The organism is Burkholderia latens (assembly GCF_001718795.1).
In the GTDB taxonomy this organism is placed as follows: Bacteria; Pseudomonadota; Gammaproteobacteria; order Burkholderiales; family Burkholderiaceae; genus Burkholderia; species Burkholderia latens_A.
Genome location: NZ_CP013438.1, coordinates 369,806 through 384,107, shown reverse-complemented (window position 1 = coordinate 384,107; position 14,302 = coordinate 369,806). Strand labels below are relative to the sequence as shown.

The window sequence follows — 14,302 nt, the reverse complement described above, 5'->3', positions numbered from 1 at the left end:
CTGGCCGACGGCCGGCGCCACCCGCCAAGCGGGGGCGCCGGCCATCATCCCGACGAGGATCTGATCATGAACTCCGCCATCGACGGCATCGCCGCGGTCCAGCACCGCCCGCCCCCTTCCGCCACGCCATTCCGCGCCGGTCTGCTCGGCATCGCGGCCGGCCTGTTCGCACTGTGGATCACGCGCGACCAGCCGGGCGTCGACGCCGCCGCGCGCGCGGTCATCGCCAGCCTCGCGATCATCGGCACGATCGCGCTGCACGAAATCTTCATCTCGCGCGTCTACCTGCGGCCGAGCGCGGGCCTGTCACGGCAGGCCGTGCGCCCGCTCGGGCTCGCCCGCGTCGCGACGCGGCTGGGCGCACTGACGTCGATCTACGCCGGCATCGGCGCGATCTACTGGCTGCTGCCCGAATATCACGGCGCGTTCTACCTGCCGTTCTGGTCGCTGCTGCGCTCGCTCGCGCCGTATGTGATCGTCGCCGCGCCGTTCTACTTTGCGTGGATGGATCGTCACCAGCGCGAAACCGACGACGCGTACCTGTTATGGGGGCGCTACCTGTTCCGCCGCGAAAAGCCGGCGAGCTGGCAGCCCGTGCGCGAGATGCTCGCCGGCTGGGGCGTGAAGGCGTTCTTCCTGCCGCTGATGACCGTGTACCTGTCGAAGGACGCAGACCATCTGAGCGCGTCGCTGGCCAACGCGATGCATGCGCCGATGACGCTCGCGACCTTCGTGTTCCTGTACGACCTGTCGTTCACGATGGACCTGATGTTCGGCACCGTCGGCTATCTGTGCACGTTCCGGATTCTCGACAGCCACGTGCGCACCGTCGAGCCGACCACGCTCGGCTGGGTCGCCGCGCTGATGTGCTATCAGCCGTTCTGGTCGCTGATCTCGAACAACTACATCCGCTACGAAGGCTCGCTGTTCTGGGACAACTGGCTGCTGTCCGCGCCGACGCTGCGCGTCATCTGGGGTGCGGCGATCATCGTGCTGCTGATGACGTACGCGCTGTCGACGATCTCGTTCGGGTTGCGTTTCTCGAACCTGACGAATCGCGGCATCATCACGTCCGGCCCGTATCGCTTCACGAAGCATCCCGCATACATCACGAAGAACCTGTCGTACTGGATGGTGTCGGTGCCGTTCGTCGAGCCGCTCGGCTGGCAGGTCGGGCTGATGCACTGCGCGGGGCTCGTCGCGGTCAACCTGATCTACTACATACGCGCGAAGACCGAAGAACGCCATTTGATGCGCGATCCCGACTATCGCGCATACGCGGAGTGGATCGCGCAGCACGGGGTGTTCGCGCGGATCAGGCATGCGTTCGGAGGGCGACAGGCGGTGTGACGCAGCCGGCGGCCAGTCGGCCGCTCGCTCGCGTCGCGGGCGACGCCGGCCCGGCATGCACGGCCGCCGCGCTTTGAGCGGCGGCGACGCGCATACGATGACGCGCCGCCCGGTTCTGCGCCGAACGATGCGCAGTGTCGCCCATCCGCCATTGCAACAAGCCGCCTCGTGCGGCCTATTGTCGCGAAACACGCCGATTCCTCGCGTTTCGTCGCTTTTCTCCCGCAGCCCGGTTGCCTGGCCGGAACCCCTCGCGTATGGTGCTGACCGTCCGCGAGCGCGCGTCGCCCGGACCTTCGACCGTCGTTCCGTGCGACGGCCGCGCGGGCCGTGCCCGCCATCACCGTCTCTGCGGCGCAACTCGTGCGGCGCCGCGCGTTCTTGAGGAGAGAGGCGTGATCCACAAAGTCGTGATCCTGTTCGCACTCTGCATCGCGGACCTCGCCGCGATCGCCGCCGGTTTCCAGCACATCCCCGGCTGATTCGCGGCCCCGGCTCGTTCGCCGAGCCCGGCGGCCGCTTCCATTTCTTTCCCCTGTTGCGATGAACTCCTTTCTCGATGCGCCCGGGACGGGCGCCTTTTGCCATGCGTATCGACGTACAGCATTGCCAGCACGACATCGACGATGAACTCGACACGCTCTACGCGCGTCTGCACGAGCCAGGCCACCGCCTGCACCGCCTGCCGGCGATCGCGCTCGGCGGCGCCGGCCTGTTCGTCCGCCACCGCGAAGCGGACGGCGAATTCTTTCTTTACGTCGAAGACCGGGCCGCGCGCCAGCTCGCCGGCTACATGGTCTTCAACCGGCTGCCCGAACTGCCGCGCCGCGCGGACCGCTACCTGCGCGCACCGCATACGCGGCTGCGCGGATCCGCGCAACGCAGGGGCCTCGCGACGACGCTGTATCGATGGGGGCTCGACGCGGGCCTGTGCCTGATCAGCGGCGCGCGGCAGTCGGTCGGCGCGGCGCGGCTGTGGACGGCGCTCGCAGGCGATTACCGGCATGGCTTCGTCGACGTCGAAGACCGCGCGCTGCGCTATCTCGGCGAAACCGTTGCCGACGACGTGCACGGTGCGCTGCATACGCGCCGGCTCTTGCTCGGCAATGGATGGACGTTTGGCGAGCTGGCACGCGCCACCGGGATGACCGGCGTCGATGAAGCGGGATGTGAGCACGCGCAGCGTCCACCGGACGGTCGCGCAGCGCATCGCCCGCGCGACGCGGCCAACGCGCGCCACGCACCGCGCATACCGGTGCGATAATCGCCCGGTTCCGCGCGCCGCCGCGCCAGCCAACCGCCGCCCCACCCCTCGATGGCCACCGAACCCAGAACCGATTGCACGCACCGCATCGAGATCGTCGCGTTGTGCGGCAGCCTGCGTGCGCAGTCGTACAACGCCGCGCTGCTGGATGCGGCCGCGCGCGTCGCACCGCGCGGCATGCGCATCACGCGCTTCGATCGCCTGGGCGAACTTCCGCTGTTCAACCCCGATACCGAATATCCGTCGCCGGACGCGGTGCGCGACCTGATCGATCGGCTGAACGCCGCCGATGGCGTGCTGATCGCGAGCCCGGAATACGCGCACGGCGTGACGGGCGTGATGAAGAACGCGCTGGACTGGGTGGTGGGATCGGAAGCGGTCGTGCACAAACCGGTCGCGGTGTTGAACGCATCGCCGCGCGCAACGCATGCGGACGCCGCGCTGCGGGAGACGCTGTCGGTGATGTCCGCGTGCATCGTCGAGCCCGCGTCGATCCCGCTGCCGATCCTCGGCAGCGGGATCGACGCTGCCGGCATTGCCGCACATCCGCCGTTCGCGTCGGCGCTGCGCGACGCGTTGCACGCATTGCGCGCGGCGATCGGCGAACGGCCGGCCAGCCGCTAGACGAAGGACGCCGCGCGCGAACGCGTGCGTCATCGTGCGTCACGCAGCTATCGCGCGTTGGCGCGCGTGGCCTTCTTCGCCGGCTTCGACGCCTTCGCGGCTTTCGCGCGCGGCGCCTCCTTCTCCGGCTGCGCGGCGCCGCCGGCGAGATCCTCGAGCCACGCCAGCGCATCGACATACGACAGGAACTGCTGAAGGTATTCCGGCGACAACTCGCGCATCGTCGCGAGCGACCGGTGCACGAGGCTGTTCGAATTGAGCGGCCCCGCGTTGCGCGGCACCTGGTCGAGCGATTGCCGGTACTGCTGTTCGGTTCGCACCTTCGACCACGTCGTGCGGAAGTAGTCGATGAGTTCGGGATCGATCCCGCGCCGGTCGGCCTGCGCGTCGCGTGCGATTTGCGCGACGAGCTCGCCAAGGCGGCTGCGCGCCGGCCGCACCGCCTGCGCCGCGTCCGTCGCTTCGGCAGCGCGCGCGACGATGTCCGCATACGCGTCAAGCAGCATCGCGAGCCGCGCATCGAGCAGCGCGCGCGCATCGCCATCGAGCGCGGCCGTGCGCTTCTCGAGCGCGTCGAGCCGATGGAAGCGCACGGGATCAAGCCGGTCGGCGCCCTGCGCGCGCCACGCGTCGAGCGTCGCGCGCACGTGCGTCGCGTCGTCGGTCACTTCGCTTTCCCCCCGTTCGACGCGGCCTTGCGCGGCACCGGCGCGATCTCGACGCGACGGTTCTTCGCGCGGCCTTCATCGTCGGCATTCGAGCTGACCGGCTGCTCGGAGCCGAACGCGGCCGCGAACACCGAGTGCGCGGGCACGCCCGCATCGATCAGCGTGCGCGTGACCGTCAGCGCGCGCTTGGCCGACAGTTCCCAGTTGTCCGCGAACAGGCGGTTGCCGGCGCGCACCTGCTGGTCGTCGGCGAAGCCGCTGATCATCAGGATCTCGTCGCGCGTGTTCAGGTATGCGGCAAGCGGGCCGGCAAGCGTCTTCAGCAGATCGCGGCCATCGGGCTGCAGCTGATCGGAGTTCAACGCGAACAGCACGTTGCCGCTGATGCCGATGCGACCGTTCACGAGCGTCACGCGGCCGGCGGCGAGCGGGCCCGCGAGCGCCTTCTCCAGCGACTCGCGCTGTTGCGCCTCCAGTTGCCGGGCGCGCACGGCTTCCTCGAGCTTCGACGTGAGCTGCAACTGCATGCCGATCACGCCGACGAGAATCAGCACGAATGCGCCGAGCAGCACCGACATCAGGTCGGCAAACGCGGGCCATACCGGCGCGGCGGGCGCGCCGTCGTCGATTTCGTCGTGCATGCGTTACGCTCCGACCGATGCGCGCCGACCGGCGAGATGCTGCAGGTCTTCGACGATCTGCTTCTGCGACATCATGCTGAGGTCGATGACCTCGCGCGCCTGCGCGACGTAATACTCCAGTTGCTCGTCGCTGCGTGCGAGCGACTTCTCGAGCGCGGCCTCGATGCGCTGCAGGTGGGTGAGCAGCTTGTCGTTCGATTCGCCGAACACCTGCACGGCCGCGCCGAATGCGTCGCCAAGGCTGGCGACCTCGACCGCGCCCGCAGCGACCTGCGCGGCAACCGAATCGAGCTTGCGCGTTTCGGCATCGACGGTGTCGTTGAAGCGTGCACCGACGCGATCGAGCAGGTCGGCCGACGTGCTCACCAGCGCGTCGATTGCGGCGCGCTGTTCGGTCGACGCGTGGTTGACCGCGCCGAGCAGCGTTTCGAGCGTCGCGAGCAGGCGGCTGCGCTCGTCGAGCATCGCGGTGTCGCGCACCATGCTGTCGGACAGGCGCTGACGCAGTTCGGCGACGACGTCGGCCGCGGCCTTCGGCGCTTCCGATGCAGCCTGCACGAGGCGCGAGATCTCGTTGATCGTGTCGCTTGCGTGCACTTGCGCCTGCGCGGTGATCGCGTTCGCGGTGCGCGTGAGCGTGTCGCAGATGTCCTGCTGGCGCGCGGCGGCCTGCGCGCTCGTCTGCGCCCACTCGTCGCGCAGCGCGGCGGCCATCGCCGCAAGCGATTCGTTCCAAGCGGACAAGCGTGCTTCGTCGCGCGCGGCGAGTTGCGTTTGCAGCCCCGTGTGCGAATCGCGGATCGTCGACAGCAGCTCGTTCGAGCGTTGTTCGAACGTGGACGCTTGTGCAGCGAGATCGCGCGTCGTTTGTGCAAGCGCGTCGCAGATCTGCTGCTGACGGCCGGCGCTGTGCGCGCCTGCGCGCTGCCATTCGTCCCCGAGCTTCGCCGCCATCGCCGCAAGCGATTCGTTCCACGCGGACAAGCGTGCTTCGTCGCGCGCGGCGAGTTGCGTTTGCAGCCCCGTGTGCGAATCGCGGATCGTCGACAGCAGCTCGTTCGAGCGTTGTTCGAACGCGGACGCTTGTGCAGCGAGATCGCGCGTCGTTTGTGCAAGCGCGTCGCAGATCTGCTGCTGACGGCCGGCGCTGTGCGCGCCTGCGCGCTGCCATTCGTCCCCGAGCTTCGCCGCCATCGCCGCAAGCGATTCGTTCCACGCGGACAGGCGTGCTTCGTCGCGTGCGGCGAGTTGCGTTTGCAGCCCCGCGTGCGAATCGCGGATCGTCGACAGCAGCTCGTTCGAGCGTTGTTCGAACGCCGACGCTTGTGCAGCGAGATCGCGCGTCGTTTGTGCAAGCGCGTCGCAGATCGCCTGCTGACGGTCCGCGTTGTGTGCGCCCGCACGCTGCCATTCGTCGCCGAGCTTCGCGGCGATCGCGGCCAGCGACGCATGCCACGCGGCCAGACGTTCGTCGTCGCGCGCGGCCAGTTGCGTCTGCAACTGCGCGTGCGACTCGCGCATCTCGGCAAGCGCCGCGCCCGAATGCCGCTCGAAGGTCGCGGCGGCTTCGCCCAGCGCCTTCGCATGCTGGCCGGCCAGCGTCTCGCCGACCTGCTCCTGGCGCGCCAGCGCGTCGCGCCACGTATCGGACAGGCGGCTTTCGGTCGATTCGAGGCGTGTCGCGACGCCGTCGAGCAGGTCCGTCGAACGCTGCGCGAACGTGTCGGTGAACTGGCCAAGCGTCGTCTTCAGCTGCTGCGCGGCGGCTTCGTTCGCGTGGCGCTGCTCATCGAGCGCACGGTGCCAGACGGTCGTCACGTTCGCGGTCGTTTTCTCGAAGCCGTCGGTCAGGCCGTCGAGCTGACGCTGAACGGCGCCCGTCACGGTGTCGCGCAGCGCGGCCATTTCCTGCGTCAGCCCGGCCATCGTCGCCGCGACGACCGGCTGCAGCGCGGCGCCGGCGACGCGCGCGCTTTCGGCCGCGCTCTCCCTCAGCGCGTCGCCGACGTTCGACGCGAGCCCCGCATAAGCGCGCTCCGTGCGATCGAAGAACGCCTGCTGGCTCTCGATCTGGCGCTCGTGCAGCGCGATGCTGCGCGCCTCGAGCGTCGTCATCATCGTCTGCAGCCGATCGACCAGTGCGGGCATCACGTCGGCCTGGCGCTGCAGCAGCCGGAACGATTCGTCGCGCTGATGCGCGGACGAATGCACGCGCAGCGTCGTCGCGAGCTTCGCGTCGAGCTGCTGGCCCGCGTCGAGCCGCTCGCGGCGCACGAGCGCGGACAGCAGGCCAAGCATCGCGGACGTCGCGACACCCGCGATCGACGTGCCAAACGCGAAGCCGAGCCCCTTCACCGGTGCGATCAACGAAGCGCGGATCGCATCGAGATCGGTCGCACTTTCGAGCGCGGCGCCGGTGCCCTTCAGCGTCACGACCATCCCGAGCAGCGTGCCGAGCATCCCGAGCAGGACGAGCAGGCCGACGAGGTATGGCGTCAGCGACGGGCCCGGCAGCGCGACGCGCGCGCCGTCGATGCGCGCACGCACGGCGCCGCGCAGCCCCGGGTGCAGCGTATCGAGCCACGCGTCGAGCTTCGCCGGCGGCTCGGTCAGGCCAGCCACCGCGCGCGACAGCGTGGCGGTGGCCTGCCGGTAGCGCAGCAGCTCCCATGCACCGGCGACGTAGCACGCGCCGATCAGCAGCGTGACGGCCGTCGCGAGCGGGTTCGTCGCGACATAACCGGCGCCGATCCAGCCCACTGCGAGCAAACCGGCGATGAAGACAACGAGATCAAGACGAATTCTGGACATAGCGTATCGATTAACAGGTGCGAAGGGCCGCGAGCAGCCCGTCTACCGTTTGGAACCGGACTTCGAGTTCGGCGAGCAGGATGCTTTGCATCTCGTCGCGAAACGTGTCGAGCCACGTGCCGGGCACGATCGCCGCGGCCGGCGGTGCGGCGGCGTCGCCATCGGCGCCAGCCGCCGCTTGCGCAGCGGCGAGCGCCTGCCGCTCCGCGTCGCGCAGCCGCTCGAAACGCGCGCCGAGCAGTGCGGGCACCGCGGACAGCAGGCTGCGCTCGCGCGCGCCGAGCACGCGCTCCATGATCGCGTCGAGCGTCGCGAGCCGAGCCATCCCGGACGAACGCGCGGCGAGCGCGACCCGCAGACGGCCGCGCAACTGGCCGATCGCGGTCTCCATCTCCTGCTGCAGGGACAGACAGCTCTGCCGGAACTCCGCGAAGTCGGCCATATCGGCAGGCGGCGGCGGCAACTCGCCGGGACGCCGCCGCGTGCGCGGCCGGTGGGCGGCCGTGATCGCCTGGGCGAGATCGTGGCGCACGCGTGCGCAATCGCGCTCGGCATCGTAACCGCGCACGCCGGCCGCGACGCCGGGCGGGCTAGCGCTCAGCGCAGACGACAGCGTGATCGCGTCGGTCCAGCCAAGCCACTGGCTCAGGCGGTCCGACAGCGTTTGCGGGGATTCGGCGACGTCGGCGTCGGTCAGGCGCGCGAGCAGCCGGACGAGCGTCGGCCCGCTCAGCGCAGGGCGCGGAGGTGCTTGCACCATGCTGCAAACCGTCAAAAAAGGCAGCAGTTTACACGTCGCCGGGCGGTCGGCCTCAGAATCGGCGAAGCGGCTGGGCGTCGCCCGCCGCGCAACCGGCGCGAACGCCCGCCGCACAAGGCTTGCACGGCCGCGTGCCGAGGCCGCGGCACAGCCGGCGGCGGCTCGAACGCCCGCAGCACCGCCGGCTGCACCGAAGCGGCCGCGTCGCGCTTCGGCACGCAGCCATCCGGCCATGCTCGATAAACCGCGATTCCGTCGCGGACCTGCGGTACCATCGCGACACCCGCCGCGCGATCGCGCCCCCGATGCGGGCCCGCGCCGCCCGGCTGCCGGCGGACGGGCCGCCGGACGCATCGCGGATATCCGGCCGATATCCGCGGGTAGCAGGCAGCGTCCCGCGAACGGGTGCCGCCGCCCATGACAACGAAAGACCAACAAGAGACGGGCCTGCCCGAACGCACACGATGCTCTCCGACTTCGTCGCGCGCCTGCGCGAGCGCTTCAGCAAACCGCCGACCCAGCAGGACTTCGCCGAGCGCCTGATCGCCGCATTGCGGGCGACCGGCGACACGCGGGAGTGGCTTCACGACGACGACAAGGGCCGTCTCGTACAGGCCGACGCGCCATCGAACATCATCAACCTGCACAACCTGTTCCGCGACTACGCGGGCGCGACGCCGGCCGAACGCGAAGCGACGCTCAAGCGCCAGGCGAGCGCGATGATGCAGCACGAGATTCCGTCGGACTTCGCCGAGGTCCGTACGCGTCTGCGCCCGGTGATACGCAGCGCGACCGAGCGAGGCGTCGTCGCGTTGCAGCTCGCCGGGCAGCCCGCCGCGTCCGAAGTCGCGTTCCGGCCGCTGTGCGAGAACCTGGAGATCGGCATCGCGTACGACGGCGAATTCAGCGTCGCGCGGCTAACCACTGCCCGGCTCGCCGAATGGGGCGTGAGCTTCGACGAAGCGTGCGACATCGCGATCGACAACCTGCGCGGCGTGTCGTCTGCGCCATGGGCGGCGCTGCGCGACGGCGTGTTCCTGTCGCAGTTCGGCGATTACTACGACGCCGCGCGGCTGCTGCTGACCGATCTGCTGCACCGCCAGCCGATTTCCGGCGCGCCGGTCGTGATGGCGCCGAACCGCGCGGTGCTGCTGCTCACCGGCGACCGCAACGCAGCCGGCCTCGCGACGATGGCAGAACTGGCCGAACAGGCACGCGCGCAGCCGCGCCCGCTGCCGCCGCTGATGCTGCGCTGGGACGGTGCCGCGTGGCGCAACTTCGTGCCGGCGGGGCTCGAAGCGAAGCTGCACGCGCTGCGCGTGGACGAACTCGCCGGCGACTACCAGGATCAACGAACGCTGCTGGACGATCTGAACAAGCGCAACGGCGTCGACATCTTCGTCGCGAGCTACACCGTGTACCGGCGGCAGAACGGCGAGCTGTTCAGCGTCGGCGTGTGGAGCGAAGGGGTGCCGACGCTACTGCCCGATACGGACATCGTCGTGCTTTACCGGGAAGCGACGCGGCAGTCGGCCCACGTGCCGATGGCGGAACTGCGGCACGCGTGCGGCGACCTGATGACGGCCACCGCGCATCAGCCGGTGCGGTATGAAGTGACGGCATTTCCGGACGAAGCGCGGTTCGCGGCACTGCTCGCGCGGTTTCCGGCAACCTGACGCGACGCAAGCTTGCGCGGCGCGCGCACCGGGTGGAGCGGCCGCAGACGCGCGCGGCCGCCATCGGCCAGACCGATCGGCCGTGGCGGCATGCCGTTGACGAATGAAACCGAGTATCGGGTTCGCGGCGCCCCGCCCGCCGTCAGATGCCAGCTTTCGGCGCGTTCAGGATCAGCCGCAACCCGAGCAGCGCGATCGCGCCCGCCGCGACGCGGTCGACCCACTTCTTCGCACGCAGGTAGAGCTCGCGCGGCCGGCGGGTGGAGAAACACAGCGCGACGATCGTGTACCAGCCGAATTCGACGCCGAACACGAGCGGCGGCAGCGCCAGGTAGCACCACAGCGGCGGATGCTGCGGCAACAGCGCCGCGAAGATGCTGCCGTACCAGATCGCCGTCTTCGGGTTGCTCAGCTGCGTCGTGAGGCCGGTCCAGAACGACTTGCGTGCGCTGCCGCCGACGGCCGCCTGCGGATCGTCCATCGCGATCGGCCGGTCGGCGCCGCGCCAGATCTTCGACGCCATGTAGATCAGGTACGCGCCGCCCGCGAGCTTGAGCGCGACGTACAGCCATTCGACCGCCTGCAACAGCGTGTACAGCCCGGCCAGCGCGACGCCGCCGAACGCGATTCCGCCGACGCCCATGCCGAGCGCGGTCGCGAGCCCGTCGCGGCGCGACAACCCGATCGCGTTGCGGGCAACCAGCACGAAGCTCGGGCCCGGAATCATCGCGCCGAGCCACAGCGCAGCCAGGATGGCGAGTACGGCAGCCGATGCAGTCATCGAAGTCTCCTTGATCAGCGACGCCGAAGCGCCGGCGCCTGCGGGGCGGATCGCAACATTGTCGCGTCGCGTTGCGTCGATTTCCGACGATGAAGCCGTTGATTCTGGCACGCTTCGCGGGCGGCCGAAAGCAGCCGGGTTCTGCCATGCCGGCCGCCGCCCCGCCCGTTCGCCCCGCCAGCCGCGATCGATATCCGAGCCGCCCGCTATCCGGGGCCGCCGCCGCGGTCGAAGCGATCTTCCGCGAGTACTTCGCGAGCCCGGGCGTCAGCCACGCAGCATCGCGCGAAGCCGCGCCGTCCGGCACTCGCACGCACCGGCCAACGGGTCTACCATAGTCGCTCGTCGCCGTTCCGGCGCGCGCCGCTGCGGCACGCGGCTTGCGCGTTCCCGTTCCCACGTTGAACCAGCGCAGGAGGACGTCATGACGCAACACTTCGACGCGATCGTCATCGGCACCGGCCAAGCCGGGCCGCCGCTTGCGGCGCGGCTCGCGGGCGCCGGCATGAAAGTCGCGATCATCGAGCGCGGCCGCTTCGGCGGCACCTGCGTGAACACCGGATGCATCCCGACCAAGACGCTGATCGCGAGCGCCTACGCGGCGCAGCTCGCTCGGCGCGCGCAAGAGTACGGCGTGTCGGTCGGCCCGGTCAGCGTCGACATGAAAGCGGTGAAGGCGCGCAAGGACCGGGTGTCCGGCCGCTCGAACCACGGAGTCGAGCAATGGGTGCGCGGCCTCGACAACACGTCCGTGTTTCAGGGTCATGCCCGCTTCGAGCGCCCGAATGCCGTGCGCGTCGGCGATGAACTGCTCGAGGCCGAGCGCGTCTTCATCAACGTCGGCGGACGCGCGCAGATTCCGAAGATGCCGGGCCTCGACTCGGTGCCGTACCTGACCAACTCGACGATGATGGACGTCGACTTTCTGCCCGGGCATCTCGTGATCGTCGGCGGCAGCTACGTCGGTCTCGAATTCGGTCAGATGTACCGGCGCTTCGGCTCCAAGGTCACGATCGTCGAGAAAGGCTCGCGCCTGATCCATCGCGAAGACGAGGACGTGTCGCAAGCCGTGCGCGACATTCTCGCGAACGAAGGCATCGACGTGCAGCTCGACGCGAACTGCCTGAACGCGCGGCGCGACGGCGACGGTGTCGTGGTCGGCCTCGACTGCACCGGCGGCGGCCGCGAAGTCGCGGGCTCGCATTTGCTGCTCGCGGTCGGCCGCGTGCCGAACACCGACGATCTGGGCCTGGAACTCGCCGGCGTCGCGACCGACGCGCGCGGCTACATCACGGTCGACGATCAACTGCGCACCAACGTGCCGGGCATCTGGGCGCTGGGCGACTGCAACGGGCGCGGCGCGTTCACGCACACCGCGTACAACGACTACGAGATCGTCGCGGCGAACCTGCTCGACGGCGATCCGCGCAAGGTGTCCGACCGCATTCCCGCGTATGCGATGTACATCGATCCGCCGCTCGGACGGGTCGGCATGACGCTCGCCGAAGCGAAGCAGACCGGCCGCCGGCTGCTGGTCGGCACGCGCCCGATGACGCGCGTCGGCCGCGCGGTCGAGAAAGGCGAGAGCCAGGGCTTCATGAAGGTGATCGTCGACGCAGACACCCATGCGATTCTGGGCGCGTCGATCCTCGGCGTGACGGGCGACGAAGTGGTGCACGGGCTGCTCGACGTGATGGCCGCCGGCGCGCCGTACACGACGATCAGCCGCGCGATGCACATTCATCCGACCGTGTCGGAACTGCTGCCCACGCTGTTGCAGGATCTGCATCCGGTGCAATGACCGATCGCGGGCCGGCGACGTCCTGCTCGCTGGCCGCACGCACGCGTTCGTCACGCTTCGAAGTATCGCGGCCGGTCGATATCGGCCAGCAATCCGGGCTGCGTCGGCGCCCAGCCGAGCAGTGCACGCGTACGCTCGCTCGTTGCGGGCGCATCCATTCCGGCGAACCTCGCGAACCAGCCGAAGTGTTCGCCGGCCTGCTCGGCCGATTTCGACACGACCGGCACGTTCAAGCGGCGGCCGATCACCGCCGCGATCTCGCGAAACGGCACGCCGGTATCGTCGACCGCGTGATAGCGCTCGCCTGCGACACCGCGCTCGACCGCGAGCCGGTATACGCGCGCCGCATCGAGCCGGTGCACGGCCGGCCAGCGATTGCCGCCGTCGCCGAGATAAGCCGACTCGCGCTTTTCTCGCGCGAACGCGATCAGCCGCGGCACGAACGCGTGGTCGCCGTCGCCGTGCACGGACGGCGGCAGGCGCACGACGGACGCGCACACGCCGCGCGCTTCCAGCGCGACGGCGGCCGCTTCGGACGCGCGCGGATAGGCAGGCGACACCGGCACGTGCGGATCGTCCTCGGTCGCCGCACGACCGGGCGCGACGAGCGCGAGGCCCGACGTGACCAGCAGCGGCCGCGCCGACCCGGCGAGTACCGCGCCGATCGTGTCGATCGCGCGGCGATCGAGTTCGCAATTTTCCGCGAAGCGCGAGAAGTCGTGGTTGAATCCCGTGTGGATGACCGCGTCGGCGGCCTCGGCGCCCCGCGCAAGACTCTGCAAATCCTCGAGCGACCCGCGATGGACGTCGGCGCCCGCTGCCGCAACTGCCGCCGCGGCCACGTCGGAACGCGCGAGGCCCAGCACCGAATGCCCGGCCGCGACGAGTTCGGCGACCACCGCGGAGCCGACGAAACCCGACGCTCCCGTAACGAAGACACGCATGTTCGATACCTCCGGATGAATTGGAGGCTTACTATCTGTCGACCGTCGTGCGCCGTGAAGACGTGACGGTTTACCGGTAAACGAACTAACAGGCTATGGCAGACGCATCCGACAACCTGCTCGGCGCATACCTGCGGGATCGCCGCGAGAAACTCGACCCGGCCGCGCTGGGGCTGCCCGTCGCGCGCCGCCGCACGCCGGGCCTGCGGCGCGAGGAAGTCGCGCAGCGCGCGAACGTGAGCGCGGCTTGGTACACGTGGCTCGAACAGGGGCGCGGCGGCGCACCGTCGGCCGACGTGCTCGACCGGCTCGCTCGCGCGCTGCTGCTCAACGACGCCGAACGCGAGCACCTGTTCCTGATCGGCGTCGGCCATCCGCCGGAAGTCCGGTATCGCGCGAGCAACGGCGTGACGCCCGGTTTGCAGCACGTGCTCGATTCGCTCGAGTCGAGCCCCGCGATCGTGCGCACGGCGACGTGGGACGTCGTCGCGTGGAACGACGCGGCCGCCGCGACGCTCACCGACTACGCGACGCTGCCGCCGCCCGCGCGCAATATCCTGCGGCTGATCTTCGGCGATGCCGGCGTGCGCCATGCGCAACCGAACTGGGAACGCGTCGCGCGATTCGCGGTAGGCGCGTTTCGCGCCGACGTCGCGCGCTGCGGTGCGACGCAGGCAGTGCAGGCATTCGTCGACGAGATGCGTACGACGAGCGCCGAATTCGACGCGATGTGGCGCAGCCACGACATCCATTCCCAGCACGAAGGAACGAAGGAAATCCGCCATGCGCAGGCCGGCCGGATCGCGCTCGAATACTCGGCGTTCTCGGCGATCAGCCATCCCGATCTGACGCTCGTGGTGTTCACGCCTGCGACGCCGGCCGATCGTGCACGGATCCGGATGCTGGTCGCAACACGTGACGCGGCACGGCAACCGCACGCGCCGGCTGCCTAGGCGCGCGCGGCGCCATCGCAATCCGCACT

13 protein-coding genes are annotated in these 14,302 nt (G+C 69.7%); 7 read left to right on the top strand and 6 right to left on the bottom strand.

Going from position 1 to position 14,302, the window contains the following annotated elements; all coding sequences use genetic code 11:
* Positions 1-66 precede the first annotated feature (66 nt).
* The 4 genes from WK25_RS21105 to WK25_RS21090 all read left to right on the top strand — a co-directional run bounded on the left by WK25_RS21105 (position 67) and on the right by WK25_RS21090 (position 3,238).
* Entirely contained in the window at positions 67-1,350 is a 1,284-nt protein-coding gene (locus WK25_RS21105; RefSeq protein WP_069242648.1) for an isoprenylcysteine carboxylmethyltransferase family protein, read from the top strand.
* 257 nt (positions 1,351-1,607) lie between these two features.
* Positions 1,608-1,832, top strand: a complete 225-nt coding sequence (locus tag WK25_RS21100) for a hypothetical protein (RefSeq protein WP_069242647.1) — start codon at positions 1,608-1,610, stop codon at positions 1,830-1,832.
* A 104-nt stretch (positions 1,833-1,936) separates the two neighbouring features.
* Complete coding sequence (locus WK25_RS21095) at positions 1,937-2,614, top strand: histone acetyltransferase (protein ID WP_069242646.1); 678 nt, start codon at positions 1,937-1,939, stop codon at positions 2,612-2,614.
* A gap of 51 nt (positions 2,615-2,665) precedes the next feature.
* Entirely contained in the window at positions 2,666-3,238 is a 573-nt protein-coding gene (locus WK25_RS21090) for an NADPH-dependent FMN reductase (protein WP_069242645.1), read from the top strand.
* A 47-nt stretch (positions 3,239-3,285) separates the two neighbouring features.
* On the opposite strand, the gene WK25_RS21085 is transcribed toward WK25_RS21090, so the two are convergent.
* The 4 genes from WK25_RS21085 to WK25_RS21070 are packed head-to-tail and all read right to left on the bottom strand — an operon-like array spanning position 3,286 to position 8,118.
* Positions 3,286-3,906, bottom strand: coding sequence for a DUF2894 domain-containing protein (locus WK25_RS21085; RefSeq protein WP_069242644.1), 621 nt, complete (start codon positions 3,904-3,906; stop codon positions 3,286-3,288).
* Positions 3,903-4,547 carry an OmpA family protein gene (locus WK25_RS21080; RefSeq protein ID WP_040139204.1) on the bottom strand — a complete coding sequence of 215 codons (645 nt, stop codon included), beginning with the start codon at positions 4,545-4,547 and terminating at the stop codon, positions 3,903-3,905. Before WK25_RS21080 ends, WK25_RS21085 begins: the two co-directional genes overlap by 4 nt.
* Before the next feature lie 3 nt (positions 4,548-4,550).
* Entirely contained in the window at positions 4,551-7,358 is a 2,808-nt protein-coding gene (locus WK25_RS21075; protein WP_069242643.1) for a DUF802 domain-containing protein, read from the bottom strand.
* Positions 7,359-7,368: 10 nt separating this feature from the next.
* The gene (locus WK25_RS21070) at positions 7,369-8,118 is read right to left on the bottom strand and encodes a DUF3348 domain-containing protein (protein WP_040140952.1); all 750 of its coding nucleotides are present in this window, start codon (positions 8,116-8,118) and stop codon (positions 7,369-7,371) included.
* A 464-nt stretch (positions 8,119-8,582) separates the two neighbouring features.
* Here WK25_RS21070 and WK25_RS21065 point away from each other — a divergent pair, with 464 nt between their 5' ends.
* The gene (locus WK25_RS21065) at positions 8,583-9,794 is read left to right on the top strand and encodes a hypothetical protein (RefSeq protein WP_059546281.1); all 1,212 of its coding nucleotides are present in this window, start codon (positions 8,583-8,585) and stop codon (positions 9,792-9,794) included.
* Between the two features lie 142 nt (positions 9,795-9,936).
* On the opposite strand, the gene WK25_RS21060 is transcribed toward WK25_RS21065, so the two are convergent.
* Positions 9,937-10,575: a LysE family translocator gene (locus tag WK25_RS21060; protein WP_040140950.1), complete on the bottom strand. Its 639-nt coding sequence runs from the start codon at positions 10,573-10,575 to the stop codon at positions 9,937-9,939.
* Positions 10,576-10,999: 424 nt separating this feature from the next.
* On the opposite strand from WK25_RS21060, the gene WK25_RS21055 reads away from it, so the two are divergent.
* A complete protein-coding gene (locus WK25_RS21055) occupies positions 11,000-12,376 on the top strand; it encodes an FAD-containing oxidoreductase (RefSeq protein WP_059546278.1) in 1,377 nt (458 codons plus the stop codon).
* A 50-nt stretch (positions 12,377-12,426) separates the two neighbouring features.
* Here WK25_RS21055 and WK25_RS21050 read toward each other — a convergent pair whose 3' ends face one another.
* The gene (locus WK25_RS21050) at positions 12,427-13,320 is read right to left on the bottom strand and encodes an SDR family oxidoreductase (RefSeq protein ID WP_059546276.1); all 894 of its coding nucleotides are present in this window, start codon (positions 13,318-13,320) and stop codon (positions 12,427-12,429) included.
* A 95-nt stretch (positions 13,321-13,415) separates the two neighbouring features.
* On the opposite strand from WK25_RS21050, the gene WK25_RS21045 reads away from it, so the two are divergent.
* The gene (locus WK25_RS21045) at positions 13,416-14,273 is read left to right on the top strand and encodes a helix-turn-helix transcriptional regulator (RefSeq protein WP_040139199.1); all 858 of its coding nucleotides are present in this window, start codon (positions 13,416-13,418) and stop codon (positions 14,271-14,273) included.
* Positions 14,274-14,302 lie beyond the last annotated feature (29 nt).

What these genes read in the sequence shown, in the direction of transcription:
- WK25_RS21105 (WP_069242648.1), top strand. Translation starts at nt 67, where the DNA reads ATGAACTCCGCCATCGACGGCATCGCCGCGGTCCAGCACCGCCCGCCC.
- WK25_RS21100 (WP_069242647.1), top strand. Translation starts at nt 1,608, where the DNA reads ATGGTGCTGACCGTCCGCGAGCGCGCGTCGCCCGGACCTTCGACCGTC.
- WK25_RS21095 (WP_069242646.1), top strand. Translation starts at nt 1,937, where the DNA reads ATGCGTATCGACGTACAGCATTGCCAGCACGACATCGACGATGAACTC.
- WK25_RS21090 (WP_069242645.1), top strand. Translation starts at nt 2,666, where the DNA reads ATGGCCACCGAACCCAGAACCGATTGCACGCACCGCATCGAGATCGTC.
- WK25_RS21080 (WP_040139204.1), bottom strand. Translation starts at nt 4,547, where the DNA reads ATGCACGACGAAATCGACGACGGCGCGCCCGCCGCGCCGGTATGGCCC.
- WK25_RS21075 (WP_069242643.1), bottom strand. Translation starts at nt 7,358, where the DNA reads ATGTCCAGAATTCGTCTTGATCTCGTTGTCTTCATCGCCGGTTTGCTC.
- WK25_RS21070 (WP_040140952.1), bottom strand. Translation starts at nt 8,118, where the DNA reads ATGGTGCAAGCACCTCCGCGCCCTGCGCTGAGCGGGCCGACGCTCGTC.
- WK25_RS21065 (WP_059546281.1), top strand. Translation starts at nt 8,583, where the DNA reads ATGCTCTCCGACTTCGTCGCGCGCCTGCGCGAGCGCTTCAGCAAACCG.
- WK25_RS21060 (WP_040140950.1), bottom strand. Translation starts at nt 10,575, where the DNA reads ATGACTGCATCGGCTGCCGTACTCGCCATCCTGGCTGCGCTGTGGCTC.
- WK25_RS21055 (WP_059546278.1), top strand. Translation starts at nt 11,000, where the DNA reads ATGACGCAACACTTCGACGCGATCGTCATCGGCACCGGCCAAGCCGGG.
- WK25_RS21050 (WP_059546276.1), bottom strand. Translation starts at nt 13,320, where the DNA reads ATGCGTGTCTTCGTTACGGGAGCGTCGGGTTTCGTCGGCTCCGCGGTG.
- WK25_RS21045 (WP_040139199.1), top strand. Translation starts at nt 13,416, where the DNA reads ATGGCAGACGCATCCGACAACCTGCTCGGCGCATACCTGCGGGATCGC.